The sequence below is a fragment of the Kribbella sp. NPDC049227 genome, assembly GCF_043197265.1.
Lineage (GTDB): Bacteria > Actinomycetota > Actinomycetes > Propionibacteriales > Kribbellaceae > Kribbella.
Window position 1 is genome coordinate 124776 of record NZ_JBICST010000003.1, and the last position, 24866, is coordinate 149641.

The following is a 24866-nucleotide window of genomic DNA, read 5'->3' on the forward strand; positions in this document are numbered from 1 at the left end:
TGGTGGGTGGCGCGAAACAAGGTGCCATCGGCGGAACAAGCCGTCAGCCGGGTGACGGGGCGTGCTGTTGAGTGGCGATTTGCCGCGTGGTGGCGGGAAATAGTTTCCTGAGTCGTCATCTAGTGGTCGCCGGGGTCGCGTGGGATCGGGTCTCATGCGGCGACTGCTGGTGGGTATCGGACTGCTCGTCCTGTTGTTCCTCACGGGAGCCTCGGCGGCCTCGGCTCATGTGATCGCTTCGACCGGGTACTCGACCGTGCACCAGGACGGCAGCCGGGTCACGTATCTGCTGAGCCTCGAGTACGACGTACTCGGCCGAGCCGTCGACCTCGGTGCACCGACCACCGACGACGGTCAGCGGGCGCAAGCCCTGGACACGGCCAAGGACCGCATCGCGGAGTACCTGCACGACCGGGTGGTCGTCGCCGTCGACGGTGCCGCGTGTGAGCAGTCGCTGGAGACGACGTCGGTCGGCCAGCGCGCCACCAAGGCGTACGCCGATCTCGGGCTCGTGTTCGAGTGCCCCGGCTCCTCCGGGGCGTTCAGCCTGCGGTACAGCGTCTTCGGCATGTCCGAGGCGGTCGCCGACGACCACACCAACCTGGTCGAGTACACCTTCGACAGCGGCTCCGGCCGGACCGTGTTCGACCGCTCCCACCACGACTTCACCGTCGGCGACAACACGCTGGCCACGTCGAGTCTGCAGTTCGGCAAGATGGGCGTAGAGCACATCCTGACCGGGCTCGACCACGTCCTGTTCGTGGTCGCCCTGATCCTCGGCGCCGTGAACCTGCGCAGTCTCGTCCAGGTGATCTCGATGTTCACCGTGGCGCACAGCGTCACGCTGATCTCCACCCTGCTCGGCGGCCTGTCCGTGCCGCCGGTCATCGTCGAGCCGCTGATCGCGCTCTCGATCGCGTTCGTCGCGGTCGAGAACCTGCTCGGCTCCACCCGCCACCGGCTCCCGGTGGTCTTCGGTTTCGGTCTTCTGCACGGGCTCGGCTTCGCCGGGTCGTTGCGGATCACCGATCAGGTCAGTCCGGAACTGCTCGTCTCGCTGCTGAGCTTCAACGTCGGCATCGAGGCGGGTCAGGCGTTGCTGCTGCTCGCCGTGTTCCCGCTGGTCCTGTTGATCCGCCGGACCCGGCTCTCGGTTCCGGTGGTCCGTTCGGCGACAGGGGTCGTCGCCGCCTTCGGCCTCTTCTGGTTCGTAGAAAGGTTCTTCATCGCATGATCCGCCTGTCCCGCAGGTCGAGCGATCATCCAGCCGCCACAACGACGTGGCACAAACTCCTGTACGGCGTCACCGCCGGACTGGCCGTGATGGTGATCGGCGTACCGCTGACCGGGGTCGTCGCCGACGCAGTCGACGGTCCCAGCGCCACCATCACCGGCACGGTCTTCGAGGACCGTGACGCCGACAACCGGATCGACGCGGGTGAGGCCGGCATCGCCGGCGTCAGCGTGTCGGACGGTCAGCAGAGCGTCGTGACCGATGCCCAGGGTCACTACACGTTCAAGACCGACGTCGAGCGCCGTGACGTCGACCTGGTCTTCGTCACCCAGCCGGCCGGGTACTCGGTCGGCACCGACGACAACATGACCCCGAAGTTCTTCCGCAGCCTCGGCCAGCTGGCCGACGGCGCCAGTCAGGAGGTCGACTTCGGCCTCCGCAAGGACAAGGCCTCCGCGGCCGGCGGGTTCACCTTCGCCAACGTGGCGGACCCGCACGTCAACGCGCAGCTGCCCGAGCAGATCACCGAGATCAACTCCACGCAGCAGAAGCTCGCGTTCATCCAGGTCAGCGGCGACCTGACCAACAGCGCCACCGACTCCGAGTTCGAGTTCTACAAGAAGAGCACGGCGAACTCGAAGGTCCCGGTGTGGCCGGCAGTCGGCAACCACGAGTACGCCGCGGGAGCGACGTACGCGGCCCGGATCAACAACTACCGCAAGCACGTCGGTCCGGAGTGGTACTCGTTCGATTACAGTGACCGGCACTTCCTGGTCCTGGAGAACAACGGGGCCGCGCCGTTCGCCGAGCAGCTCGAGTGGGTCAAGGCCGACCTCGCCCGGAACATGACGAAGGGCAAGCACCTGGTCGTGCTCACCCACCAGCCGATGAACGTGCCGTTCGGTTCGCCGTCGGTGTACGACGAGTACGGCAAGGTGCTGGAGCAGTACGGCGCCGAGCTGATCCTGGTCGGTCACGAGCACTCCAACGACGTGGAGCCGAAGAGCGACTTCGCCGGCACCGCGAAGCACATCCAGACGGTGTCCAGCTCGTACACGATCGACAACTCGCCGCGCGGGTTCCGGTTCGTGCACATGGACAACAAGGCCTTCGACAACCCGTTCCGCATCTACGGCGCGGAGAAGGACCTCACGATCGTGTCGCCGGCGCCCGGTACCGCGATCCCGCTGAACGGGTTCCCCGGGATCCAGGTCAACGCCTACGACACCACCGACCAGCCGGTCCGGGTCCGCTTCAAGCTCGACAAGGGCTCGTGGCGGCCGCTCAGCTCGACCGGTGAGTTCACCTGGTACTCCGCCCTGCCGAACGGCATCAAGGCCGGCAAGCACCAGCTCACGGTGGAAGCAGCCGACAAGACCGGGGCGAGGTGGACCCGGACCTCGGACTTCACGTTCACGAACGAGAAGGCGATCAAGCCGGTCGCCGGAGCCGACTGGTCGCAGCACCACGGTGACGCCTCGCACAACGGGGTCTCGACCGACGCGATCGCTGCCGGTCAGCGGCTCGCCTGGTCCTACCGGACCAAGGGCACCTTCCTGACCGGTTCGCCCGCGATCGTCGACGGCGTCGTGTACGCCGGGACGCGGGACGAGAACGGCGACGGCAATGCCGCGGTCCACGCGGTGTCGCTTGCCACCGGCAAGAAGCTGTGGAGCTACACCGTGCCGTCCTCGGTGCACGGCAGCGTTGCCGTCTCCGACGGTCTCGTCTACGTCCCGACCCTGCGCGGCACGCTGTTCGCGCTGGACGCCAGGACCGGCGCACTGAAGTGGAAGAACGACCCCGGACCTGCGCCGGAAGGCAACAACCAGCGCACCTACGGGTACTACGGTGTGACGGTTGCTGACGGCAAGGTGCTGTTCCCGTACCAGACGCGCTTCGGTGAGGCAGCCACTGGTCTGCTCCTTGCTCTCGACGCCAAGACGGGTCAGCGGGTCTGGGCCGCACCGATGAGCGGCGCCACGATGAGTGACGGCACACCAGCCGTCGCCGACGGGCGGGTGTACGTCGGCAACGAGACCGCGGATCGCGTGATCGCGTACGACCTCAAGACCGGTGCGAAGCTGTGGCAGGGCACGGAGAGCCTCGGCGGCTGGCAGGACGGCATCCCGTCCGCGGCCGACGGCAAGGTGTTCATCGGGTCGAACAACGGGATCGTGGCGCGCGACGGTGCGACCGGCGCGGTGCTGTGGAGCTACCGCAGCTCGCACCCGTCGCTGGTGAGCAGCGGCGCGACCCCGTCCGCGGCGGCGATCAAGGGCAACACGGTCTACATGTCCTTCCCGAGTGGTGCGATCACCGCTCTGAACGCGACCACGGGTGCCGTGATCTGGGATCAGTTGCTGCCCGGATCGCAGTACCGGGGTGGCTCGTTCACCTCGCCGGCGCTGTCGGGGAACACGCTGTTCGTCGGCGCCAACAGTGGTGGGTTCTACGCGCTGGACGCGCGGACGGGCCAGCCGCTGTGGTCGCAGGACATCGGCACCTGGGTGTCGGCAGGCCCGGCGGTCAGCGGCAACACCGTGGTCGCCGGCGCGTTCGACGGCAACCTGTACGCCTTCACCCCGGGTGGTACGACGGCCAAGCCGTGGCCGGCCGTGTCCGGCAAGGTGACCAACAAGGCCACCGGCGGTCCTGCCGCGAACAGCACCGTGCTGGTCGTACAGGACGGTACGGCGGTCGGCCGGACCACGACCGATGCCGAGGGCAACTACCAGGTCGGGCTCTCGCAGGGCGCCGGCACGTACACCATCCAGGTCGCGCAGCTGGGCTTCGCGACCGCGGCCAAGGAGGTCGAGGCCGGCGACAGTGGCACCTACCAGGCGGATCTGGAGGTGTCGCCGGTCAACGTCGACGCGAGTATCGGCAAGCGGCTCCCGAGCGGTCTGGTCGAGGGTGGCGTCGGTGACATCGTGATCGAGAACAAGCACCTGGCGATGGCGATCTCGAAGGTGTTCCAGGACTCGCAGATGAGCCCGTCCACCCCGGGCAAGGTCGTCGACATGGCGATCACCGGCCAGCCGGACCAGCTGGACTGGATCAACCTGCCGTACGTCAGCGCCACCGAACCCACCGGTGGCAGCGCGTGGCAGCAGTTGCAGGTGCGCTCGACCGACGTACGCATCCTCGAGAACACCGGCGAGAAGGCGGTCGTCCAGGCCACCGGGACCTCCTCGGAGAACCCGAACCTGAAGGTGGTCACGACGTACACCGCGACGGCCGACGAGCAGTTCGTCACCGCCGCGACGACCTTCACCAACGCGACGGGTGCGCCGCTGACGGTGTGGGCCGGTGACGCCCTCGACCACGACGGCGCGGGATCGCGCTCGGCGGTGTCGGGCAGCGCGCCGGTCACCGGTGGTGGACCGTTCGCGCAGACGCCGGACGCCAAGCGCTGGATCGGGCAGTCCGGGACCGGCCCGGACAACCAGACCTACGGGCTGGTGTACGGCGCGGACAGCGGAGCCTTCACCGGGTACTCGCAGGCGATCTGGACGATGAGCAAGTTCAAGCTCGACCTGCCGGCCGGGGGATCGCACACGATCACCCGGCGGGTGGTGGCGGTGTCGAACGAGGGTGCGGCGGACAAGTTCGCCGTACTGAACCAGTTCGCGTTCTGATCAACCGATCAGGACGTCGATGATCCGTACGGGCTGCCGGGGTGAGGCCGCGATCCGGTCGAGCACCGGCAGCCCGTCGGTCACCGCGCCGATGACGGTGGAGTACTTCGGCAGCCCGTCGGTGCCGTGCACGAAGAAGAACCGGCTGCCGTTGCCACCGTTGTTGCTCATGGCAACTGTGCCGCGGCGGTAGGTCTCCCGGCCGGTCAGCTCCGGCGAGAAGTGGTAGCCAGGCCGGCCCGCGCCGCACTCGAGGATCGCCCGGGTGAGGCGCGGGCACGGGGTCTGGTCGTAGAAGCGCAGCAACGCCAGGTGGGTGAAGCTGTGCACCGCACACGGGGCGTCCTGCCGGTCGAGCCGCAGGACGAGCGTGCCCTTGTCGGTCCGGACTGTGACCTTCACAGTGCCGATGGTCGGCGCCAGTGAGTACGGCGGTCGCACGGTGCCGTCAGGGGAGCGGACGTACGTGCACCGCTTGAAGAACGCGGGAGCCGCCTGGGCACTGGCGGCCCAGCCCTCCACGATCAGCGCGACGGCGGCGACCAGCAGGACTGCGACAACCCGTTTCCAGCGACCGGCGCGGTGGGGCGGGGAAGGAATCCAACGCTGCATGGTTCCGACGGTAACACTGGGTATGCGGATTGCGACAGAGTGTGTTCAGAGCTCGGCGACGTGGAGCGGTGCCTGATCGGAGGCGTGCTCCGAGGTGGTCGTCCAGCGGGCCGCGGCGGTGGAGTGCCGGTACGGCGGATCGGTCGGGGAGGCCGGCGCGGTCATGGTGAGGTCCGGGACCGGTGCGGGCTCGGCGGACGAGATCACCTGGGTGCCGTCCGGTGCGAGTGCGTGGACCTCTTCCACCGTGAGGAGACCGACCGGGCGGATCCCTTCGGTGATCACCACGATGCATCCCGGGATCACCTGCTGGGCGCGGTTGCCCTTGGACGGGACGAGGATCCCCTCCGCCGGCGTCCGCCAGGCGCCCGGCGCGAACCGCCGGAGTGCGATCCCCGCCTGCCCGTCCTCCGCGCTGCGCGGCGGCACGTACGCGGTGGCTGTGTAGTCGTAGTCGTAGTCCGGCTCGGGCGGCCCGGACACCCGCCCACCCTGCTGAGGCGTCAACCAGACCACAGTGCCCCGCACGGCGAGCGACCCCGTCATCATGACCATGAACAGCCATCATGCCGACTACAGCCCGAATCCGCTACACGACACCGTGTATCCACTGCAACACACTTGGTATCCATCCGAGGCGCCCGGTTCGCCCTCCCAGGGGCACGGGTAGCCTGCTGGGGTGGCTGAGGCTCGGAGGGGTTCCTGGGAAGGCCGGCTGGTTCGGCTGGGCTTCGGGGATCCGCAGCGGGCCGGGGTGATGCTGGAGCAACTGGACGGCTTGGCCTCGCACAGCCCGCTAGCCACCACGCAGTTGATCAACACGCTGTCGGAGTCGGCGGATCCGGACCTCGCACTGCAGGGACTCTGCGGGATCGCGGACTCGCTGCACCGGCACGGGTACGACGTCGCCGCGTTCGCGCGCACGCTGGAGATGGACGACGACTTCCGCCGCCGGCTTGTCTTCGTGCTCGGCGCGAGTGAGGCCTTCGGGCGGCATCTCGAAGTGCACCCACGGCACTGGTACGACCTGGCCGACCCTGCGCTGGCCGCCGTACGCCCGACACCTGACGACGTCCGCGCCCGACTCGCGACGGCCGTCGACGCACCCAACCCGGTCGACGCGCTGCGGGTCGAGTACCGCCGCCTTCTGCTTCGCCTCGCGGCCCGCGATCTCGCGGAAGGCCTGCTGGTCGACGAGGTGGCCGCCGTACTGGCCGACCTCGCCGGGGGAGCCCTGGAGACGGCGCTCCACATCGCCCGCAACGAGTACTTCGCCGCCCACCCCGGCGCCGCCGACTGCCGCCTCGCGATCATTGCCATGGGCAAGTGTGGCGGCCGCGAACTCAACTACGTCAGTGACGTCGACGTCCTCTTCGTCGCCGAGCCGCACGACGGCGACCCCGAGGTCCCGGCCCTCAAGACCGCGACCAACCTGGCCGCCGCCGCGATGCGCATCTGCTCGGAGCACACCGGCGAGGGCACCCTCTGGCCGGTCGACGCCGCCCTCCGCCCCGAAGGCAAGTCCGGTCCGCTGGTCCGCACCCTCGACAGCCACCTCGCGTACTACCAACGCTGGGCGAAGACCTGGGAGTTCCAGGCCCTGCTCAAGGCACGCCCGGTCGCCGGCGACGCCAAGCTCGGCGAGCAGTACGCCGAGAGGACCGCCGAGCTGGTCTGGTCCGCGGCCGACCGCGAAGGCTTCGTCGACGACGTCCAGGCCATGCGCCGGCGCGTCATCGACCACATCCCGGCGGCCGACGTCGACCGCCAGCTGAAGCTCGGTCCCGGCGGTCTGCGCGACGTCGAGTTCGCCGTACAGCTCCTGCAACTCGTCCATGGGCGGAGCGACGAAGCGGTCCGCAGCGGCACGACGCTGGTCGCGCTCGAGGCGTTGACTGCCAACGGGTACGTCGGACGCACCGACGGCGCCGTGCTCGCGGACGCGTACCGCTTCCTCCGCTCGATGGAGCACCGCATCCAGCTGTACCGGTTGCGCCGTACCCACCAGGTCCCCGAGGACGAGGCCGACCTCCGCCGCCTCGGCCGCTCGCTCGGCTTCACCAAGAACCCGGTGACCGACCTGACCGCGGCGTGGAAGAAGCACGCGCTCGAGGTCCGGCGGCTGCACGAGAAGCTGTTCTACCGCCCGCTGCTCGCGGCCGTCGCCCGCATCCCCGGCGGCGAGGTCCGCCTGACCCCGGAGGCCGCAAAGCAACGCCTGACCGCCCTCGGGTACGCCGATCCCGCCTCGGCGCTGCGGCACATCGAGGCGCTGTCGGAGGGAGTGTCGCGGCGTTCGTCGATCCAGAAGGCGCTGCTGCCGGCCATGCTCGGCTGGTTCGCGGAATCGCCCGACCCGGACGCCGGCTTGCTCGCGTTCCGGACGATCTCGGACCACCTCGGGTCGACCCCGTGGTACCTGCGTCAGCTCCGTGACGAGGGAGCCTCGGCCGAGCGCCTCGCGCACCTGCTGGCCAGCGGCCGGTACGCCGTGGACCTGCTGCAGCGTGCTCCGGAGGCGACCGCCATGCTCGCCGACGAGCGCGAACTGGTCCCGCGCTCGCAAGAGGCACTGCTGGTCGAGATGTCCGCGGCTGCCGGCCGCCAGGAGCAACCCGAGGCGGCGGTGGCCGCGATCCGTGCGGTCCGGCGCCGCGAGCTCTTCCGGACCGCCGCGGCCGACCTGTCCGGTCTGCTCGAGGTCGAGGCTGTCGGGGAAGGCCTGACCGCGATCTCGGTGGGCACACTGACCACTGCGCTCGAGGTGGCCAAGCGCGCGGTGGCCAAGGGCGAACCTGAGCCGACGCGGATGTCGATCGTGGCGATGGGGCGCTTCGGGGGCCATGAGCTCGGGTACGGCAGCGACGCCGACGTGATGTTCGTCCACGATCCGCTACCGGGTGCGGACGAACGGGCGGCGACCGACTTCGCGACCCAGGCCGCGACCGAGCTGCGCCGGCTGCTCGCCCTGCCGGGCGCGGATCCCGCCGTCGCGATCGACGCCGACCTGCGTCCCGAGGGCCGCCAGGGGCCGTTGGTCCGGACCCTGGCGTCGTACGCCTCGTACTACGCGCGCTGGTCGGCGGTGTGGGAGGCGCAGGCGCTGCTGCGAGCCGACCCGTTGTGCGGTGATCCCGAGCTGTGCGCGTCGTTCCGCGAGCTGATCGACCCGCTGCGCTACCCAGCCGACGGGGTCAGCGAACGCGACGTGATGGAGATCCGCCGGATCAAGGCTCGCGTGGACGCGGAACGCCTTCCGCGTGGTGCCGACCCGAGCACGCACACCAAGCTCGGCCGTGGCGGCCTGGCCGACATCGAGTGGACCGTGCAGCTGCTGCAGCTTCGCGAGGCGCATCGCCTGCCGGAGCTTCGTACGACGCGAACCCTCGGCGCACTGCGCGTCGCGGTCGACGCAGGCTTGGTGGAAGCGGCCGAGGCGGCCACCCTGCGCGACGCGTGGGAGCTGGCGACCCGGATCCGGAACGCGATCATGCTGGTCCGCGGCCGGCCTGGCGACTCGTTGCCGCGCGATCCCCGTGACCTCTCCTCGGTCGCCCAGATCTGCGGCTACCCACCCGGCGAGTCCAGCCGCTTCTCCGACGACTACCTCCGCATCACCCGCCGCGCCCACAACACCGTCGCCCACCTCTTCTGGGACGACTGAGCGCCGGCGACAGCAGGACCGCACCCTCGCGATCGAGTTCTGAGTCGGGTTTTCTAGACTCGGCGTGGTGGAAAGGACGGATCAGGTCAGGCAGGCGGGCGTGTTCAGCCACGTCCGGCGCACTGTCCGGATGACAGTCGGGCAGAAGCGGGTCTGGGAGACACGCTGGTCCGGACTGGGCCGGAAGCTGGAGGAGCTGCCGCCGGGTGATGTCGATCTCGACGAGTGGTTCGGCCGGGAGGCGCCGACCGTTCTCGAGATCGGATCGGGGATGGGCGACGCGACCGCCCAGCTCGCGGTCGCCGCGCCGGAGGTCAACCACCTGGCCGCCGAGGTGTACCCGCCCGGTCTCGGGCAGTTGATGTTGTGGGTGGAGAAGTACGGCCTCGACAACGTCCGGCTGCTGGACGGCGACGCGCTCGACTTCCTCCGCGACCACGTGGCGCCGGCCGCGTTGTCCGGCGTACGGATCTATTTCCCGGACCCGTGGCCGAAGAAGCGGCACCACAAGCGCCGGTTGGTGACGCCGCCGTTCGTCGCGCTGGTGGCGTCCCGGCTGCAGCCCGGCGGAACGTTGCATCTGGCAACCGACTGGGCCGACTACGCGGACCGGATGCTCGAGGTGTGCGAGGCCGAGCCGCAGCTGCGTAACGCGTACGACGGCTGGGCCCCGCGCCCGGAGTGGCGTCCGGTCACCAAGTTCGAGTCCCGCGCCCAGGCCGAGGGCCGGGCGGTGCGCGATCTCCTCTACACGAAGGTCACGCCGACCGGCTTGTGAAGCTCCACTGCCCGGCCGGCACCGTGTAGACGGTGTAGCCGTCCTGGTACGACGGTTCGCTCGCGAACTGACCCGGTACGACGGTGACGTCCGACAGCGCCGCGGACGGTACGTGGACCTCGGCCGTCGTACCGACCGGCACCTGCACCTCGAGCGACAGCACCCGGCTGACCTGCCGCCACACCACCGAGACGCGCCCGCGGATCGTGTCGGTGTGGATGCCGGCCGAGCTCGTCTCGTCGCGCGCGTCCGGCCGGACCACGATCCGCTCCCAGCCCGCGTCGACGTTGCGGAGTCCGGCGACGTTCTCGTAGATCCACTGCACGACGGTGCCCTGGAAGTAGTGGTTCCGCGACCGCGAGTCCTCCTCCCACTTCTCCCACATCGTGTCCGCGCCGAGGTCGAACCAGTAGCCCCAGCTCGGATACGACCGCTGCAACGCGACCTTCGTCGCGGCCTCGCCGTACCCGTGGGCGGTCAGCACCGGCAGCAGTTCGCCGACGCCGAGGCAGCCAGTGTTGAGATGGAAGCCACGTGCCTCCACGTCTGCCGCCAGGTTCGCGGCGACCCGGGGGACAAGCTCGTCCGGGACAATCCCGAAGGCCAGCGGCACCGCGTTCGAGGTCTGCCGGTAGTCCGGGTCATCGGCTGACCGGTAGTGGCCGGCCTCGCGATCCAGGAACGCCCGGTTCAGTCCGTCGGCCAGCTCGGCCGCCGCCTTCCGGTAGTCGTTCGGCTTGCCGATCAGCTCACCGATCTCAGCGGCCGCGAGAACGGCGCGATACAGGTACGCCGTACCCGTGAGCCGCCGGTCCTCGGGCGCCGGGCCGCGGCCGTAGCCGGGTGGCAGCCAGTCACCGAGCACGCTGACGGACAGTCCGTCCTCGACCCGGTCGAGCTCCCAAGCCAGATAGCGGGTCAGCGAGTCCCAGTGCTCACGCAGCAGCCGCTCGTCGCCGTACGAACGGTGCATCTCGCGCAGCAGGAACGGGTAGACGGTCGGCCACTCGGTGGCGGGGGAGAGGTCGGTGAAGCCCCAGCCGCTGGAGGGCACGATCACCGGAAGCTGCCCGGATTCGGCCTGGCTGTCGCGGATGTCGCCGAGCCACTTGGTGAAGAATCGAGCCATGTCCAGCGTCGCCAACATCGTCGGCCCACCGACCTGCGCGTCCCCGGTCCACCCGTTCTTCTCCATGAACGGCGTGTCGGTCGGGATGCCGTGCAGGTTGTTCAGGATCGTCCGCCGCATCGCCTGGTCGAACTGCTCGTACGGCGCCTGCGCCGACGTGAACCTGGTCACCGTGCCGACGTCGGAGTGCGCAACGCGCATCAGCACGTCGGGACGCTCGGTCAAACCGTCGATCTGGACGTAGCGGAAGCCCTTGTAGGAGAAGCGTGGCTCCCACACCTCGACACCGTTGCCGGCGGCAATGTATTCGTCGCGCTGGATCCGGTCACCCTCGACGTGCCGGTTCACCGCGACCACGTTGCCATCAGCCACCGTCTCGCCGTGGGTCAGGCCGACGACCGTCCCGGCCGGAGCGGTGACGGTGAGCTTGGTCCAGCCGGCCGTGGTCTGGCCGAAGTCCGCGATCCACACCCCGGGCTCAACCTCGGTGAGCTCGACGGGCGCGACGGTGTCGACCACTCGGATCGGCTCGTGGGCTTGTCCTTGTAGCTGTCCCTTCGGCGCGTCGACCACGGAGGCCGCAGACCAGGCGGAGTCGTCGAAGCCGCCCGCGTCCCAACCTGGGAGGGCGCGGCGGGCGTCGTACGTCTCACCGGTGTAGAGGGAGTCCGAGAGGGTCGGGCCGCCAGTGATGCGCCAGGACTCGTCGGAGACCACCTCGGTCGTGTGGCCGTCGTCGTACTCCACGACGACGCGCGCGATGAGCCTCGGCTCGGCGGTCCACGGTGCCTCGTGCCAGCGCCAGGCGTTTGGTGACGTGAGTCCGAAGAAGCCGCGGCCGAGCTCGGCGCCGACCACGTTGTCGCCGGCGCGGAGGAGTTCGGTGACGTCGTGGGTCACGTAGAGCACGGTGTGGTCGTAGTCGGTGAAGCCGGGGTCGAGGACCGCGTCGCTCACCGCCTGACCGTTGAGGCGCAGGTCGGCGTACCCGAGACCGCTCGCGTACAGACGCGCGCGTCGCACGGTGCCGTCGACGGCGAAGGCCTTGCGCAGGAGTGGAGCGCTCTCCACCTGGCCGCCGATCCACCGGGCGGGTCCGAAGCCCTCGTCCAGCAGGCCGGTCTCGAACCATTCCGGTGTAGCCCACTCGCCTTCGCGGTCCAGTCCGTCCCACAGCTGGACGGTCCAGTGGTAGCGCGTGCGTGCGGTCAGCGGCGGGCCGTCGTACTCGATGCCGAAGGTCCGCGCCGAGCTCACCGTGCCGGAGTCCCAGACATCCGCACTCTCCGGCGTCAGCAGCTCCGGCGTGCTCGCGACCAGGATCCGGTACGCCGTCTGGGTCGCGCCGTACCCGGGGGCGGTGGCGATCCAGCTCAACCGAGGCCGCGACACGTCGGTGCCCAGCGGGCGGACGGCGTACTCGGTCTTCAGCGTTCCGGCGTTCAGTGGACCCCCAGGCGTCCAACCGTCCGGCAGATCAGGCATCAGGCGGCTCCTCAGGCTCATCGGCACCCCGAGGACCGTAGGCAGCCCGCCGCCGGGCTTTCAACAGTTCTGACCACAACCGGCCGAGGAGTCTGTCCGCTCAGCGATTTGTCGTCTCACATCGCGAAACCTGAGCATGTCACTCGACTTTGTCCGCTTTCATGGACTCATGCAGGTCACTCGAAACGCTCCCGGCGACGCGCTCACGCGGCGCCGGCACGTCGACCTGCTGCGCGTGAACTCCTCGGGTTGTCGACCTTCGGCGTAGGACTCCGCCCTCCGTCACCGTCTCCTCCCGACCCGTAGGAGCAGTTCCGTGCGTCGTCTCATCCTGATCGCGTTGCTGGGCTCCGTCGCCCAACTCGTCGACGGCACCCTCGGCATGGCCTACGGCGTCACCGCCAGCACGGCCCTGCTGATCACCGGGATCACCCCGGCCGTCGCGTCCGCCTCGGTCCATCTCGCCGAGGTGGGCACCACACTCGCCTCCGGCATCTCGCACTGGCGCTTCGGCAACGTCGACTGGCGCGTGGTCGCGCTGATCGGGGTGCCGGGAGCCGTCGGCGCGTTCGCCGGTGCGACGTTCCTGTCCAGCTTGTCGACCGAGTCGGCGTCGGTGTGGGTTGCCGCCCTGCTGCTTCTGCTCGGCGTCTACATCCTGGCCCGGTTCGGCACCGGGAAGGTGCGGGCCGTGATCGAGGGCAGGCCGGCGGGCCGGTTCCTCGGGCCGCTGGGTCTGGTCGCCGGCTTCATCGACGCCACCGGTGGCGGCGGTTGGGGCCCGGTGGCGAACTCGGCGCTGCTCAGCAGCGGCAAGCTCGCGCCGCGACGCTCGGTCGGCTCGGTGAACGCCGCGGAGTTCCTCGTGTCGGTCGCCGCCAGCATCGGCTTCCTGTTCGGACTCGGCGGGAAGAACCTGCCGCACGGCATCGTCGCAGCGCTGCTGATCGGCGGCGTCCTCGCGGCGCCGCTCGCCGCCTGGCTGGTGTCGCGGCTGGCGACTCGCTGGCTCGGTGTCGGTGTCGGCCTGGTGCTGATCCTCACGAACGCCCGCACTCTGATGAACGGCCTCGACGTCGCCGCCGGCCCGCGCTACCTCGCGTACGGCGTCCTGGTCCTCGGCTGGGCCGCGGTCGTCGTGTACGGCGTCCGGTCCGCCGGCCGCCGCGCCGTAGCCCAGGCCGAACGTGTCCTGGACGCCGAGCGCGAGCTCGAGACCGCCTCCTGACCTGCTCTTTCCTTCCGCCCGCGGCCGTCCGGCCGCCTGCACCACCGAAGGTCCGCTTGTGAGTATCCACAGCATTCGTCCTGTCCGCCTGCTCGCCGCTGTCCTGGCCCTGTCGGCCGCCGTCGCCGGCTGCTCGCGGGCCGACCGCGACGAGGCTCCGGTCGCGTCGACCGACAAGGGCCCGGCCACCGAGCTGCGGCTCGGCTACTTCCCGAACGTCACCCACGCCGCTGCCCTGGTCGGTCTCGACCAAGGCCTGTTCACCAAGGAACTCGGCAGCACGAAGCTGGTGCCGACCAAGTTCAACGCCGGCCCGGAGGCCGTCGGCGCGCTGCTCGGCGGCTCGCTGGACGCGTCGTTCATCGGCTCCGGTCCCGCGATCAACGCCTACGCGAAGTCCAACGGCGAGGCCGTCCGGCTGATCGCCGGTACGACGTCCGGCGGTGCGCAACTCGTGGTGAAGCCGACGATCACCAAGCCGGCCGACCTGGTCGGCAAGACCGTCGTCACGCCGCAGCTCGGCAACACCCAGGACGTGTCGCTGAAGAAGTGGCTGGCCGAGAACAAGCTCACCGGCAAGGTCAAGGTCACCAACCTGGAGAACGCGCAGACGCTGGACGCGTTCAAGCAGGGTGACGTGGACGCGGCCTGGCTGCCCGAGCCCTGGTCGTCGCGGCTGGTCCTGGACGCCGGTGCGAAGGTCTTGCTGGACGAGGCGTCGCTGTGGCCGGACGGGAAGTTCCCGACCACGGTGCTGATCGTGCGGACCCAGTTCCTGCAGGAGCACCCCGAGACCGTGAAGGCGCTGCTGACCGGCCTCGTCTCCGCGATCGACTTCGCCGGCACCGACAAGGCGGCGGCCAAGACCGCGGTGAACAAGCAACTCAAGGAAGCCACCGGCAAGGCGTTGAAGCCGGCCGTGATCGACCGCGCGTTCCAGAACATCCAGATCACCGCGGACCCGATCGCGTCGACGTTCCCGCAACTGGCCAAGGACCAGGTCACCGCGGGCATCGCGAAAGAGGCACCGGCGGTGGCCGGATTCGCGGACCTGGGCCCGTTGAACGAGGTACTGAGCAAGGCAGGCAAGCCGGCCGTCGACGCCGCCGGTCTGGACACGAAGTAATCACCAGGGAGGCAGCCATGACCGCGACCGTCGAGGCCGATCGGGCCGTAGTGGACAGCGTGAGTCCGGTGCGGTTCCACCAAGTGGGCAAGGCGTTCGGGAGCGGCCGGTCGGCGGTCGTGGCGCTCGAGGGTGTCGATCTGGAGATGGCCGCGGGGGAGTTCGTCTGCCTGCTCGGTGCGTCCGGCTGCGGCAAGACCACACTGCTCAACCTGGTCGCCGGTCTGGATCAGCCGACGAGTGGACGGATCGAGCTGAGCACGTCGCGGCCCGCGGTGGTGTTCCAGGAGGCTGCGCTGATGCCGTGGCTGACGGCTGCCGGGAATGTCGAGCTGCCGTTGCGGATGGCCAGCGTACCGAAGGCCCGGCGGCGTGCGAAGGCTGCTGAGCTGCTGGAGCTGGTCCGGCTGGCCGGGCTCGGTGACAAGCGTCCGCACGAACTGTCGGGCGGGATGCGGCAGCGGGTCGCGCTGGCCCGCGCGTTGGCATCGACGACGGACAACACCGGCTCCGGTGCGGGCAAGCCGTCGCTGCTGCTAATGGACGAGCCCTTCTCTGCGTTGGACGCGATCACCCGGGACGTTCTGCAGGGAGAGCTGCTGCGGATCTGGCGTGCGACCGGTACGGCGATCCTGTTCGTGACGCACGACGTCCGCGAGGCCGTGCGGCTGGGGCAACGCGTCGTACTGCTGTCGTCGCGGCCTGGCCGGGTCGTGCGGCAGTGGAACGTCGACCAGTTGCCCGAGGCCGAGGCAGTTGACGAGATCAACACCGAGCTTCGCAGGGTGATCAGTAGCCATGCCGCAGCTTGATCTTCAGGAAGAAGGCTCGGTCGAGGCCGGCCTGGATGCGCTGGACACACCGGTCGAGCGGTCGGAAGGCTCACGGGCACGGCGGATTGCGGCGCGGGTGCTCCCACCCATCGGTGCTGTCGCCTTGCTGGTGGCTGTGTGGCAGGCGTTGTGGGCGGCGGCGTTCTGGCCCGAGTTCAAGCTGCCGGCACCGATCGATGTGTGGGCTCAGATCTGGCAGTTGGTGACGTCGGGGGAGATCGTCGAACTGTTCTGGGTGTCGGTGCATCGCGCGGTGATCGGGTTCGCGCTGTCGCTGCTGATCGCCGTACCGCTCGGCCTGGCGATCGCCAACATCACGGTCGTACGGCGAGGGATCGGGCCGCTGGTGTCAGGGTTGCAGAGCCTGCCGTCGGTGGCGTGGGTGCCGGCCGCGATCCTGTGGTTCGGGCTGAACGACCGCGCCATCTACTGGGTCGTGCTGCTCGGGGCCGTGCCGTCGATCGCGAACGGGCTCGTGTCCGGTCTGGATCAGGTGCCGCCGATCCTGCCGCGGGTCGGGAAGGCGCTGGGAGCGGGTCGGCTGAGCGGGATCCGCTACATCCTGCTGCCGGCCGCGCTGCCCGGATTCCTCGGCGGACTCAAGCAGGGCTGGGCGTTCTCCTGGCGGTCGCTGATGGCCGCCGAGTTGATCGCGACGTCGCCGGACCTCGGTCAGGGACTCGGCCAGTTCCTGCACAACGGGATGTCGCTGTCGGACATCTCGATGGTGTTCGCCGGCATCCTGCTGATCTTCGTCGTCGGCGTCGGGATCGAACTGCTGGTGTTCCGGCCGCTGGAGAACTCGGTGTTGCGCGCGCGGGGGCTGACCGTCACCGCGCGCTGACGCCGTACTGTTGGAGCGTGGTCCGATTCCTGCCGTTCCTGATCAGCCTGGTGCTCAGCGTGTACGCGCTGTTCTCCTGCATCCAGACGCCCGACGAGGACGTACCGCATCTGCCGAAGCTGGTGTGGATCGTCCTGATCGTGTTCGTCCCGTTCGTCGGGCCGATCGTCTGGCTGCTCATGTCGCGCACCCAGGGCAGTCGTCGGGAAGTCACGGGCCGGCCGCCACGGCCGTCCGCACGCCCGGTCGCGCCCGATGACGATCCGGACTTCCTGAAGACACTGGATCGCTACCGCGACCCGCGGACCACGGTCAAGCCGCCGCACGACGACCAGCCTGACGACCGCCCGGAGGATCGGCCGCAGGACGTCGTGCCGAAGCCCGAACCGAAGCCTGAGCAGCCCGAGGAGCCGGAGACGAAGCCCAAGGGGAAGGACTCCGGCCCCGAGCCGACGCCCGAGGCTGAGACCACCTCAGAGCCCGACGACGGCAAGGCCTGAGCTTGCGCGCAGGCCCTGCCGATCAGGGCTTGTGTGGTGCTGAGTGGACGAGCAGCGACTCACGCGGACTTTCGGTGCTCGGGCAGGAGGGTGTTGTCGCGCTCCGACTCCGTGGTGCCGCCCCAGACGCCGTACGGCTCTCCGACCGAGAGTGCGTGCTGCCGGCACTCCGGCTGGACCGGGCAGGTCCCGCAGAGGGACTTGGCCACCATCTCGCGAGCGCGTTTTCGCACGCCACGCTCCGACTCGGGCGAGAAGAACAGCTCTGGGTTGACGTCGCGGCACGCGGCCTGCGACTGCCAGTCCCACAGATCCATGAGCGGGCGGGGTAGGCGAGGCATCCCTCTCGACATGGCAACCTCCTTGACTCACCGTAAGCGCGGACGGGCGCTCGGTGAAAACTATGCTCAACTCATGGCGAGTTCAACCCTTGTTGTCTCGAACTTCGGTCCATTCGTTATCGGCAGGTGTCGTCGCGTGTCGTGATCGGGGCCGGATCACGCGGAGAGTGTGTTCACGTCATCACCGGGTGTGACTTGCGCCACTTATCCGGTGACGGAGGGGTCAGACCTCGCCGGCCGGGTCGAACCGGTAGTACTCGTGGGCGCCGTGCGGGGTGCCGGTCTCGCCGGTGAGGGCACGGATGACCATCGCGTGAGTGATCGCCAGCACCGGGCCGTCCGTGCTCGCGGAATGCCGGGTGAGCGCCGCACGGGCCCGCTCACGGACCCGGGACAGCGGCTCCCAGGGCCGTTGGATGCCTTCCGGCCACTCGCCGTCGTACGCCTCGAACTCGGCCTGTGCGGCCCGTACGTCGGCGATGCCGCGCCACGCGCCGGTGTGGTCCGGCAGCCAGTCGCGGAGGTCGTAGTCGACCCGGACGCCGAGGGCCAGCCGGTGGCCGATGATCGCGGCGCTCTGCAGCGCGCGGGTGAACGGGGAACTGACCAGGTACGTCGCTCCGATCCCGCTGAGCAGGTCCGCGAGCTCCTGGGCCTGTTTCGTCCCGAGCGGGGTGAGCGGGGCGGAGTCGGCCGCCATCCCGGGCCAGCCCCGGGAATCGATCGGCTCGTAGTCCGGCTCCCCGTGCCGGACCAGGTAAATCTGTGTCACGGCCATGTTCTACCGGAGATGGCGGGCGCCTGCCCATCCTCGGGCGTGGCTGCTCGTGGACGGGTCTGCGACGGAGGCGGGCGGACGGATCTCGTGCAGCTCGTCGAAGAGGTGGTCGACGCCGGCGGCGGGATGCGGACGTGGCGCCGGCTGCGGCTCGATCCAGCGCACCTCGGTCGCGCCGTGGTGGCCGTGCACCGCGAGCACCGAGTGCAGATTCGGCCAGACAGCTGTCGCGGGATTGTCACCGCACCAGCGCAGCGCCACCGATCCGTCGCTGAACTCGCAGCCCTCAGCGACCACTCCCGTGCCGGACACGCCACTGGGATCCCGGTAACGAACCAACTCGAAGGTCCGCGGCCTCACCACCGTGCTGCACTCCTCATCGTGTCGACCCGTCTTGCAGCCCTCAACGAGGCCGGACCGCCCGCGGTTACTGGGGAGTGACAGCTCGGCGCATGAAGATGCGTTGCGCCGGGTCGAGTCCGAACGCTGTCTCGGCGGCCAGGAGCTCGGTCAGACCGGGAGTCCACTCGTCCGGCCTCAACTCCACGAAGCCGAGGCGGGCGTAGTACGGGCCGTTCCAGGGCACGCTGCGGAAGGTGCTGAGGGTGAGTGCGGGCAGACCCTGCTCAGCCGCCCACGCGTCGACGTGCTCGATCAGCAAGCGGCCGAGGCCCTGACCCTGGTGGTCGGGATGGACACTCACCTGCTCGATGTGCGCCGCGTCGTCGACCAGCGTGACCAGGACGAACCCGGTCGGACGGTCCTCGGCGTCGGTCGCGAGCCAGAGCCGGCCGGCCTGGCGACTCTGCTCGAACAGCTCGAGCGGCGGCGCCGGATGCTCGGCGATGTCGGTCATGCCGATGTTGCGGAAGAGGACGCCGGCGGCGACCTCGAGCTCGCGCAGGGGCTCCAGCTCGTCCTGGCGCGCGGTACGGATGCTCACCCGCCGAGACAACCATGATCGAGGCGCGGATGCCACGGACTTTCCGCGCGGTGGTAGTCTCACTCCCGTGAAGCGCAGCTATTGGCGATTTTTTGAGTGGCCGGCCGTGGTGCCGGGCGACTCAGCCGATCGCTGACGCCCACCGAAGACACCAGAGCCGGCCCGAAGGCAAGGACATCCGTCCTTGCCTTTTCTCGTTCCCAGCCGGCTGCCTGCGACCTTCCGCGGTGTCCGGCGGAAAGGTCCCCAGTCATGAACACCATCCCGCACCAGGCCAGTCAGGCGGCCGTCGTCGATCGGCGGATCGAGAAGACCGTCCCGTTGATCACTCCGCTCGCGCTGCACGACGAGCTGCCGCTGAGTGAGTCCCTGGCCCGGACCGTCGTCGACGGCCGTCAGGCGGTCGCCGACGTCCTGAACGGCGTCGACGACCGCCTGCTGGTCGTCGTCGGCCCGTGCTCGGTGCACGACGCGAAGGCGGCCCTCGAGTACGCCGAACGCCTCCGCCCGGTCGCCGAGCGCCTGTCCGACGGTCTTCTCGTGGTGATGCGCGTGTACTTCGAGAAGCCGCGCTCGACCCTGGGCTGGAAGGGTCTGATCAACGACCCCGGCCTGGACGGCTCCGGTGATGTGAACCGCGGCCTGCGGACCGCCCGGCAGCTGCTGCTGCAGGTGCTCGAGCTCGGGCTTCCGGTCGGCTGCGAGTTCCTCGACCCGATCACGCCGCAGTACATCGCCGATCTCGTCGGGTGGGGCGCGATCGGCGCCCGGACCGTGGAGAGCCAGGTCCACCGTCAGCTGTCGTCCGGCCTGTCCATGCCGATCGGCATGAAGAACCGCCCGGACGGCTCGATCGGTACGGCGGTCGACGCGATCAAGGCTGCCGCCGTACCGCACGTGTTCACCGGGATCGACCACGACGGCGCGCCGGCCATCCTGCACACCCGCGGCAACCCGGACTGCCACCTGGTGCTGCGCGGCTCCGACAGCGGACCCAACTACGACGAGGAGTCGGTCGCGGGAGCCCAGGAACTGCTGCGGAAGGCGGGTCTCGCGGAGCGGGTCGTCGTCGACGCGAGCCACGGCAACAGCCGCAAGGACCACCGCCGGCAGCCGGTGGTGGCCGGCGAGATCGGTGCACAGGTCGCCGCGGGCAACCGGGCGATCGTCGGCGTGATGCTGGAGTCGTTCCTGGCCGAGGGCCGGCAGGATCTCGACCCCACCAGGGAGCTGACCTACGGGCAGTCGATCACGGATGCCTGCATGGGCTGGGAAACCACCGAGACGGTGCTCGAGAAGCTGCGTGACGCGGCGGTCGCACGGCGCGGATAGCTGTTCATCTCGCGGCTGCGCGGCGGCCACAGGCCTTGCTTACTGTCCGGGGCATGACTGAGATCTCCCGGCGCCTGGTGCTCGGTTCGGCGGCGGGTGGGGCAGCGTTGTCGCTGCTCCCACCCTCGCTGCACACCGCGATGGCGCAACCTGTGCGGCGAGGTGGCTTGCGAGCGATCGAGCACGTGATCGTGCTCATGCAGGAGAACCGTTCGTTCGACCACTACTACGGGACCCTGCGCGGCGTACGCGGGTTCGGTGACCGGCAGCCGTTGCGGCTGCGCAACGGCAAGAGCGTGTTCCACCAGCCCCAGACCGGCGGTGGCGAGGTGCTGCCGTTCTCGGTGCGCGAGGCGGCGGCCGCGGCCGGCCGGCAGCCCGACGACATCCAGTACCTCGGTGCGCTGGCCCACGGCTACAGCGACGCGACCCAGGCCTGGAGCAACGGCTGGCACGACGACTGGGTCCAGGCCAAGACGTCCGCCACCATGACCCACTACGAGCGCCGCGACATCCCGTTGCAGTACGAGCTCGCCGAGACCTTCACGATCTGCGACGCCTACCACTGCTCGGTCAACGGTTCCACCAACCCGAACCGCAACTACCTGTGGTCCGGCACGACCGGCTACGAGCCCGGTACGACGAAGCGCGCGGTCACCAACGCGGCGTACGACTACAACCACCTGGGCTACGACTGGACGGCGTATCCGGAACGCCTGGAGCGGGCCGGGGTGTCGTGGCAGATCTACCAGGAGTGGGACAACTTCACCGACAACGCGGTCGAGTACTTCAAGACCTTCAAGGAGTTGGGCCACCGGATCCTGGCGTCGGTGCCCGGCGGCTACCGGACCACGGAGGAGTTCTACGACAAGCTCTTCGCGAAGACGCCGGCCGAGCGGACCGACGCGCTGAAGCAACTGGACGCTGCGGTCGAGCAGTTGCCGATCAAGGACCAGAAGCTGTTCCGCAAGGCGATGTACCGGTCGGAGCCGGAGTCACTGATCCCGCGGGTCCGCGCCGACATCAAGGCCGGGAAGCTGCCGCAGGTGAGCTGGCTGGTGCCGTCCGCGGTCGACTCCGAGCACCCCGGTTCGTCCACGCCGGCCGGTAGCGCGAACCTGGTCTACGACCTCCTCGACGCGATCGCGTCGGACCCGGAGACCTGGTCCAAGACCGTGCTGCTGATCAACTTCGACGAGAACGACGGCTACTTCGACCACGTCCCGCCGCCGGTCGCGCCGCGGCCTGCCTCGGGTGAGGGCGACGACTGGTACGCCGGCCAGCCGATCGGACTCGGGCCGCGGGTGCCGATGACCGTGGTGTCGCCGTGGACCGTCGGCGGACACGTCAGCTCGCAGGTGTTCGACCACACATCGGTGATCCAGTTCCTCGAACGCTGGACCGGTGTGAAGGAGCCGAACATCAGCACCTGGCGCCGGACCGCGTGCGGCGACCTCACGTCGGCCTTCGACTTCGACCGCACGTACCGGCAGCCGTCGGTGGACGCACCCGGCCCGGTGCCGGCCCCGATCGCGCGCTGGAAGCCGACGCCGCCGGCCGACCAGGCAGTGCCGCAACAGGAGCACGGCCGTCGTCCGGCCCGCGCTCTGCCTTACCAACCGTCGGTTTCCGGGTTCGTTGCTGATGGCAAGTTGATGTTGGCCCTCGGCAACGACGGTGACCAGGCCGCGCACTTCGCCATCTACCCGTACGGCGGTGAGCTGCCGCTGCCGGCACATGTCGACGTACGGCGCTCGCACGTCGAGAAGATCGCGGTGGGCGGCCCGTTCGAGCTGGCGGTCCAGGGCCCGAACCGGTTCTGGGCCGAGCTGGCCGGTTCCGTCGACGGACCCGCCGCGGGGCTGGACGTGCGCACCGGCCGGCACGGCAACGAGCTCGAACTGGAGCTCGTCAACACCTCGCGCAAGTCGCTGACCGTCAAGCTGAAGGCTCGCGGCTACGGCAGCAAGACCGTCACGATCGAACTGCGGGGCAAGCAGAACCGGTCGCTGTCCTGGCCGACCGACCACGGCTGGTACGACGTCGAGGTCACCAGCCCGGACGACACGTCGTACCGGCGTCGTCTGACCGGTCACCTGGAGATCGGCAAGCCCAGCGTCACCGGCTGATCAGCGGGCGATCGCTGCCGTCCGCGCCCTGGTCACGGTGATCAGGTCGGCGGGGGACAGGCCGATGTCGAGACCGCGGCGGCCACCGGACACGTAGACCTTGGCGTGTTCGGTGGCCGTGCTGTCGACCACCGTGGGCAGAGCGCGTTTCTGGCCGATCGGGCTGATGCCGCCGACGACGTACCCGGTGGTGCGTTCGGCGGCGGCCGGGTCGGCCATCACCGCCTTCTTCCCGCCGGCCGCGGCCGCGATCGCCTTCAGGTCGAGTTGCTTGTCGACCGGTACGACGCCGACCGTGAGCTTGCCGTCGACCTCGACCAGCAGCGTCTTGAACACCTGCGCGGCCGCCAGCCCCAGCGCCTCGGCCGCCTCCAGCCCGAACGACTTCGCGGCCGGGTCGTGGTCGTAGGTGTGCGTGCTGAACTCCACCTTCGCCTTCGTCAGCGCAACGGTCGCCGGCGTCCCCTGGCTCTGCTTACTCTTCGCCACCAGCCGAGCCTAGGTCACGACCTACGACCCGGACGCAGCAGTGGCCCGCCTGGGGGTCGAGGCGGGCTTCCAGCGGCTCGTCGACGGTGTTGAGGAGGCCGGTCACCAGGTGCAGGTTCATGCCGCAGACCAGCCGGGGGTGTTCGGCGGCGAGGCGGCGGAAGGGGCAGTTGCCGAGCGCGATGCCGTCCCCGACGGTGCGCGGCTCGAAGCCGTGCCGCTCCAGGATCTCGGTCAGCGAGAGGCCCGATCCGGTCCTTCCGAGGGCCTCGCCGTACTCCTCGGCCTTGCGGTTGACCGCGTCGCGGGGTGAACTGCCGGTCGTCTCGGCGTCCTCGACCGCGGCCGCGAGCAGCCGGCCGGCCACGGCATACTGGCGCTCGGGGAGGCTGATCTCGATCTCACGGTCGGACCGGTGGTAGAGCTTCGCGGGCCGTCCGGCGCCGGGGCCGGTGCGGCCGGTCCGGCGCTCGAAGCCGGTCGCGAGCAGGCCTTCCTCGGTCAGCCGGTCGAGGTGGAACGCGGCGGTGGTCCGCGGGATGCCGAGCGCGGCGGCCGCTTCCTCGCGACTCACCGGCGCCGGCTGGGCGACGACGTACTCGTACAGCCGGCGTCGCGTCGGCTCCTCGAGCACGGCGACGGCCTGCACGCTCGCGTCCCAGGACATGTCCACGGGATGATTCTATCGACAAGATCCGTTGATGAAAATGTATGCTTGCTTCGTCCGTTGACCCCTCAGGGAGTGTGCAGATGGCGATTTCGGCCGATCTCGAATCCGTCCCCCTCCATATCGTCCCCGGCCGCGCGGAGATCGATCTCCCCGCCGCCCGGCGGGCCGTCGCCGATCTGCTGACCGCGCTCGGCCGGGACCCGCACAGCGCGCACCTCGCCGACACCCCCCGGCGAGTGGCCGACGCGTACGCCGAGATGCTCACCCCACGCGAGTTCGAGCTGACGACGTTCCCGAACGACGAGGGGTACGACGAGCTCGTGCTGGCCAAGGACATCCCGGTCCAGTCCCTGTGTGAGCACCACCTGCTGCCGTTCACCGGCGTCGCGCACGTCGGCTACCTGCCAGGGGAGCGGATTCTCGGGCTGTCGAAACTGGCCCGCGTGGTCGAGCTGTTCGCCCGCGACTTCCAGGTCCAGGAACGGCTGACCAAGCAGGTCGCCGACTGGCTCCAGGACCACCTGGCGCCGAAGGGCGTCGGCGTGGTGATCGAGGCCGAGCACCAGTGCATGTCGCTGCGCGGTGTCCGCGCCACCGGCTCCCGCACAGTCACGTCCTCCCTGCACGGCACGCTGCGCGAGAACCCCAGCTCACGCCAGGAGTTCTTCGCACTCACGGGTCTGACGCCGTAGCCGGCGGTCAGGCCGTCGCCACCGCCGGTGGGCGGTGGTGGGTGTTCCGTCCGGTGGCGAGGATGTGGGCGACCTCGCCTGGGAGCAGATCGGTGCCGGGGACCGGTTCCATCTCGGAGACGTCGATCCAGCGCACTACGGTCGCGCCGCAGTGGCCGTGGACGGCGAGGATGGAGTCGAGGTCCGGCCAGATCGCCGTGGACGGGTTGGGGCCGTGCCAGCGGAGCGCGACCGAGCCGTCGGTGAAGACACAGCCTTCGGCCACGATGCCGGTGCCGGAGACTCCGCTGATATCGGTGTAACGGACGAGTTCGAAGGTCTGGGGTTTCACCGGCGGACCTCGCCGGAGTGCGCGGAAACGCCGTAGCCCGAACTGGAGTGGCCTGAGAGTGCCATGGTCCTTTCCCCGTGGTCGGTT

General features: G+C 69.5%; 22 protein-coding genes. 12 read left to right on the plus strand and 10 right to left on the minus strand.

What is annotated here, in order from left to right:
* Positions 1 to 154 precede the first annotated feature (154 nt).
* Both ACGFH6_RS13030 and ACGFH6_RS13035 read left to right on the plus strand, forming a co-directional pair.
* Positions 155 to 1234 carry a HupE/UreJ family protein gene (locus ACGFH6_RS13030; RefSeq protein WP_393383226.1) on the plus strand — a complete coding sequence of 360 codons (1080 nt, stop codon included), beginning with the start codon at positions 155 to 157 and terminating at the stop codon, positions 1232 to 1234.
* Complete coding sequence (locus tag ACGFH6_RS13035; protein ID WP_393383228.1) at positions 1231 to 4875, plus strand: PQQ-binding-like beta-propeller repeat protein; 3645 nt, start codon at positions 1231 to 1233, stop codon at positions 4873 to 4875. Before ACGFH6_RS13030 ends, ACGFH6_RS13035 begins: the two co-directional genes overlap by 4 nt.
* On the opposite strand, the gene ACGFH6_RS13040 is transcribed toward ACGFH6_RS13035, so the two are convergent.
* Both ACGFH6_RS13040 and ACGFH6_RS13045 read right to left on the minus strand, forming a co-directional pair.
* On the minus strand, positions 4876 to 5487 hold the full coding sequence (locus ACGFH6_RS13040; protein ID WP_393383230.1) for a peptidylprolyl isomerase: 612 nt from the start codon (positions 5485 to 5487) through the stop codon (positions 4876 to 4878).
* Between the two features lie 45 nt (positions 5488 to 5532).
* Entirely contained in the window at positions 5533 to 6042 is a 510-nt protein-coding gene (locus tag ACGFH6_RS13045; protein ID WP_393383232.1) for a hypothetical protein, read from the minus strand.
* Between the two features lie 202 nt (positions 6043 to 6244).
* Here ACGFH6_RS13045 and ACGFH6_RS13050 point away from each other — a divergent pair, with 202 nt between their 5' ends.
* Entirely contained in the window at positions 6245 to 9151 is a 2907-nt protein-coding gene (locus tag ACGFH6_RS13050; RefSeq protein ID WP_393384816.1) for a bifunctional [glutamine synthetase] adenylyltransferase/[glutamine synthetase]-adenylyl-L-tyrosine phosphorylase, read from the plus strand.
* Between the two features lie 67 nt (positions 9152 to 9218).
* Positions 9219 to 9929 (plus strand): tRNA (guanosine(46)-N7)-methyltransferase TrmB, encoded by a 711-nt coding sequence (trmB, locus tag ACGFH6_RS13055; RefSeq protein WP_393383234.1) that lies wholly within the window; start codon positions 9219 to 9221, stop codon positions 9927 to 9929.
* On the opposite strand, the gene ACGFH6_RS13060 is transcribed toward trmB, so the two are convergent.
* Positions 9910 to 12543 (minus strand): family 78 glycoside hydrolase catalytic domain, encoded by a 2634-nt coding sequence (locus ACGFH6_RS13060; protein ID WP_393383236.1) that lies wholly within the window; start codon positions 12541 to 12543, stop codon positions 9910 to 9912. The two genes, trmB and ACGFH6_RS13060, sit on opposite strands and share 20 nt — an antisense overlap.
* 316 nt (positions 12544 to 12859) lie before the next feature.
* Here ACGFH6_RS13060 and ACGFH6_RS13065 point away from each other — a divergent pair, with 316 nt between their 5' ends.
* The 5 genes from ACGFH6_RS13065 to ACGFH6_RS13085 are packed head-to-tail and all read left to right on the plus strand — an operon-like array spanning position 12860 to position 17074.
* Positions 12860 to 13771: a sulfite exporter TauE/SafE family protein gene (locus ACGFH6_RS13065; protein WP_393383238.1), complete on the plus strand. Its 912-nt coding sequence runs from the start codon at positions 12860 to 12862 to the stop codon at positions 13769 to 13771.
* Positions 13772 to 13829: 58 nt separating this feature from the next.
* Complete coding sequence (locus ACGFH6_RS13070) at positions 13830 to 14897, plus strand: ABC transporter substrate-binding protein (RefSeq protein WP_393383240.1); 1068 nt, start codon at positions 13830 to 13832, stop codon at positions 14895 to 14897.
* 17 nt (positions 14898 to 14914) lie between these two features.
* Positions 14915 to 15709, plus strand: a complete 795-nt coding sequence (locus ACGFH6_RS13075) for an ABC transporter ATP-binding protein (protein ID WP_393383242.1) — start codon at positions 14915 to 14917, stop codon at positions 15707 to 15709.
* Positions 15696 to 16574: an ABC transporter permease gene (locus tag ACGFH6_RS13080; RefSeq protein ID WP_393383244.1), complete on the plus strand. Its 879-nt coding sequence runs from the start codon at positions 15696 to 15698 to the stop codon at positions 16572 to 16574. Before ACGFH6_RS13075 ends, ACGFH6_RS13080 begins: the two co-directional genes overlap by 14 nt.
* A 17-nt stretch (positions 16575 to 16591) precedes the next feature.
* Positions 16592 to 17074 (plus strand): PLD nuclease N-terminal domain-containing protein, encoded by a 483-nt coding sequence (locus tag ACGFH6_RS13085; protein ID WP_393383246.1) that lies wholly within the window; start codon positions 16592 to 16594, stop codon positions 17072 to 17074.
* A gap of 59 nt (positions 17075 to 17133) precedes the next feature.
* On the opposite strand, the gene ACGFH6_RS13090 is transcribed toward ACGFH6_RS13085, so the two are convergent.
* The 4 genes from ACGFH6_RS13090 to ACGFH6_RS13105 form a co-directional block, all read right to left on the minus strand.
* A complete protein-coding gene (locus ACGFH6_RS13090; RefSeq protein WP_131350551.1) occupies positions 17134 to 17427 on the minus strand; it encodes a WhiB family transcriptional regulator in 294 nt (97 codons plus the stop codon).
* A gap of 211 nt (positions 17428 to 17638) precedes the next feature.
* Positions 17639 to 18187, minus strand: coding sequence for a histidine phosphatase family protein (locus tag ACGFH6_RS13095; RefSeq protein WP_393383248.1), 549 nt, complete (start codon positions 18185 to 18187; stop codon positions 17639 to 17641).
* A gap of 9 nt (positions 18188 to 18196) precedes the next feature.
* Positions 18197 to 18556 carry a hypothetical protein gene (locus tag ACGFH6_RS13100; protein ID WP_393383250.1) on the minus strand — a complete coding sequence of 120 codons (360 nt, stop codon included), beginning with the start codon at positions 18554 to 18556 and terminating at the stop codon, positions 18197 to 18199.
* A gap of 64 nt (positions 18557 to 18620) precedes the next feature.
* Positions 18621 to 19136 carry a GNAT family N-acetyltransferase gene (locus ACGFH6_RS13105; protein ID WP_393383252.1) on the minus strand — a complete coding sequence of 172 codons (516 nt, stop codon included), beginning with the start codon at positions 19134 to 19136 and terminating at the stop codon, positions 18621 to 18623.
* Between the two features lie 252 nt (positions 19137 to 19388).
* Between ACGFH6_RS13105 and ACGFH6_RS13110 the strand changes: the two genes are divergently transcribed.
* Together ACGFH6_RS13110 and ACGFH6_RS13115 are read left to right on the plus strand one after the other, a co-directional pair.
* Positions 19389 to 20468, plus strand: coding sequence for a 3-deoxy-7-phosphoheptulonate synthase (locus ACGFH6_RS13110; protein WP_393383253.1), 1080 nt, complete (start codon positions 19389 to 19391; stop codon positions 20466 to 20468).
* Between the two features lie 53 nt (positions 20469 to 20521).
* Positions 20522 to 22597, plus strand: coding sequence for a phosphocholine-specific phospholipase C (locus ACGFH6_RS13115; RefSeq protein ID WP_393383255.1), 2076 nt, complete (start codon positions 20522 to 20524; stop codon positions 22595 to 22597).
* On the opposite strand, the gene ybaK is transcribed toward ACGFH6_RS13115, so the two are convergent.
* Both ybaK and ACGFH6_RS13125 read right to left on the minus strand, forming a co-directional pair.
* On the minus strand, positions 22598 to 23086 hold the full coding sequence (gene ybaK / locus ACGFH6_RS13120) for a Cys-tRNA(Pro) deacylase (RefSeq protein ID WP_393383257.1): 489 nt from the start codon (positions 23084 to 23086) through the stop codon (positions 22598 to 22600).
* Positions 23073 to 23753 (minus strand): helix-turn-helix transcriptional regulator, encoded by a 681-nt coding sequence (locus ACGFH6_RS13125; RefSeq protein ID WP_393384818.1) that lies wholly within the window; start codon positions 23751 to 23753, stop codon positions 23073 to 23075. The genes ybaK and ACGFH6_RS13125 overlap by 14 nt, the downstream gene beginning before the upstream one ends.
* A gap of 83 nt (positions 23754 to 23836) precedes the next feature.
* On the opposite strand from ACGFH6_RS13125, the gene folE reads away from it, so the two are divergent.
* A complete protein-coding gene (gene folE / locus ACGFH6_RS13130) occupies positions 23837 to 24448 on the plus strand; it encodes a GTP cyclohydrolase I FolE (RefSeq protein ID WP_393383259.1) in 612 nt (203 codons plus the stop codon).
* Positions 24449 to 24455: 7 nt separating this feature from the next.
* Here folE and ACGFH6_RS13135 read toward each other — a convergent pair whose 3' ends face one another.
* Positions 24456 to 24779, minus strand: coding sequence for a hypothetical protein (locus ACGFH6_RS13135; RefSeq protein ID WP_393383261.1), 324 nt, complete (start codon positions 24777 to 24779; stop codon positions 24456 to 24458).
* Positions 24780 to 24866 lie beyond the last annotated feature (87 nt).

Excerpts from the sequence above, each read along its gene's own strand:
- ACGFH6_RS13030 (WP_393383226.1), top strand. The coding sequence starts at position 155 with ATGCGGCGACTGCTGGTGGGTATCGGACTGCTCGTCCTGTTGTTCCTC.
- ACGFH6_RS13035 (WP_393383228.1), top strand. The coding sequence starts at position 1,231 with ATGATCCGCCTGTCCCGCAGGTCGAGCGATCATCCAGCCGCCACAACG.
- ACGFH6_RS13040 (WP_393383230.1), bottom strand. The coding sequence starts at position 5,487 with ATGCAGCGTTGGATTCCTTCCCCGCCCCACCGCGCCGGTCGCTGGAAA.
- ACGFH6_RS13045 (WP_393383232.1), bottom strand. The coding sequence starts at position 6,042 with ATGGTCATGATGACGGGGTCGCTCGCCGTGCGGGGCACTGTGGTCTGG.
- ACGFH6_RS13050 (WP_393384816.1), top strand. The coding sequence starts at position 6,245 with ATGCTGGAGCAACTGGACGGCTTGGCCTCGCACAGCCCGCTAGCCACC.
- ACGFH6_RS13060 (WP_393383236.1), bottom strand. The coding sequence starts at position 12,543 with ATGCCTGATCTGCCGGACGGTTGGACGCCTGGGGGTCCACTGAACGCC.
- ACGFH6_RS13075 (WP_393383242.1), top strand. The coding sequence starts at position 14,915 with ATGACCGCGACCGTCGAGGCCGATCGGGCCGTAGTGGACAGCGTGAGT.
- ACGFH6_RS13080 (WP_393383244.1), top strand. The coding sequence starts at position 15,696 with ATGCCGCAGCTTGATCTTCAGGAAGAAGGCTCGGTCGAGGCCGGCCTG.
- ACGFH6_RS13090 (WP_131350551.1), bottom strand. The coding sequence starts at position 17,427 with ATGTCGAGAGGGATGCCTCGCCTACCCCGCCCGCTCATGGATCTGTGG.
- ACGFH6_RS13110 (WP_393383253.1), top strand. The coding sequence starts at position 19,389 with ATGAACACCATCCCGCACCAGGCCAGTCAGGCGGCCGTCGTCGATCGG.
- ACGFH6_RS13115 (WP_393383255.1), top strand. The coding sequence starts at position 20,522 with ATGACTGAGATCTCCCGGCGCCTGGTGCTCGGTTCGGCGGCGGGTGGG.
- ACGFH6_RS13125 (WP_393384818.1), bottom strand. The coding sequence starts at position 23,753 with ATGTCCTGGGACGCGAGCGTGCAGGCCGTCGCCGTGCTCGAGGAGCCG.
- folE (WP_393383259.1), top strand. The coding sequence starts at position 23,837 with ATGGCGATTTCGGCCGATCTCGAATCCGTCCCCCTCCATATCGTCCCC.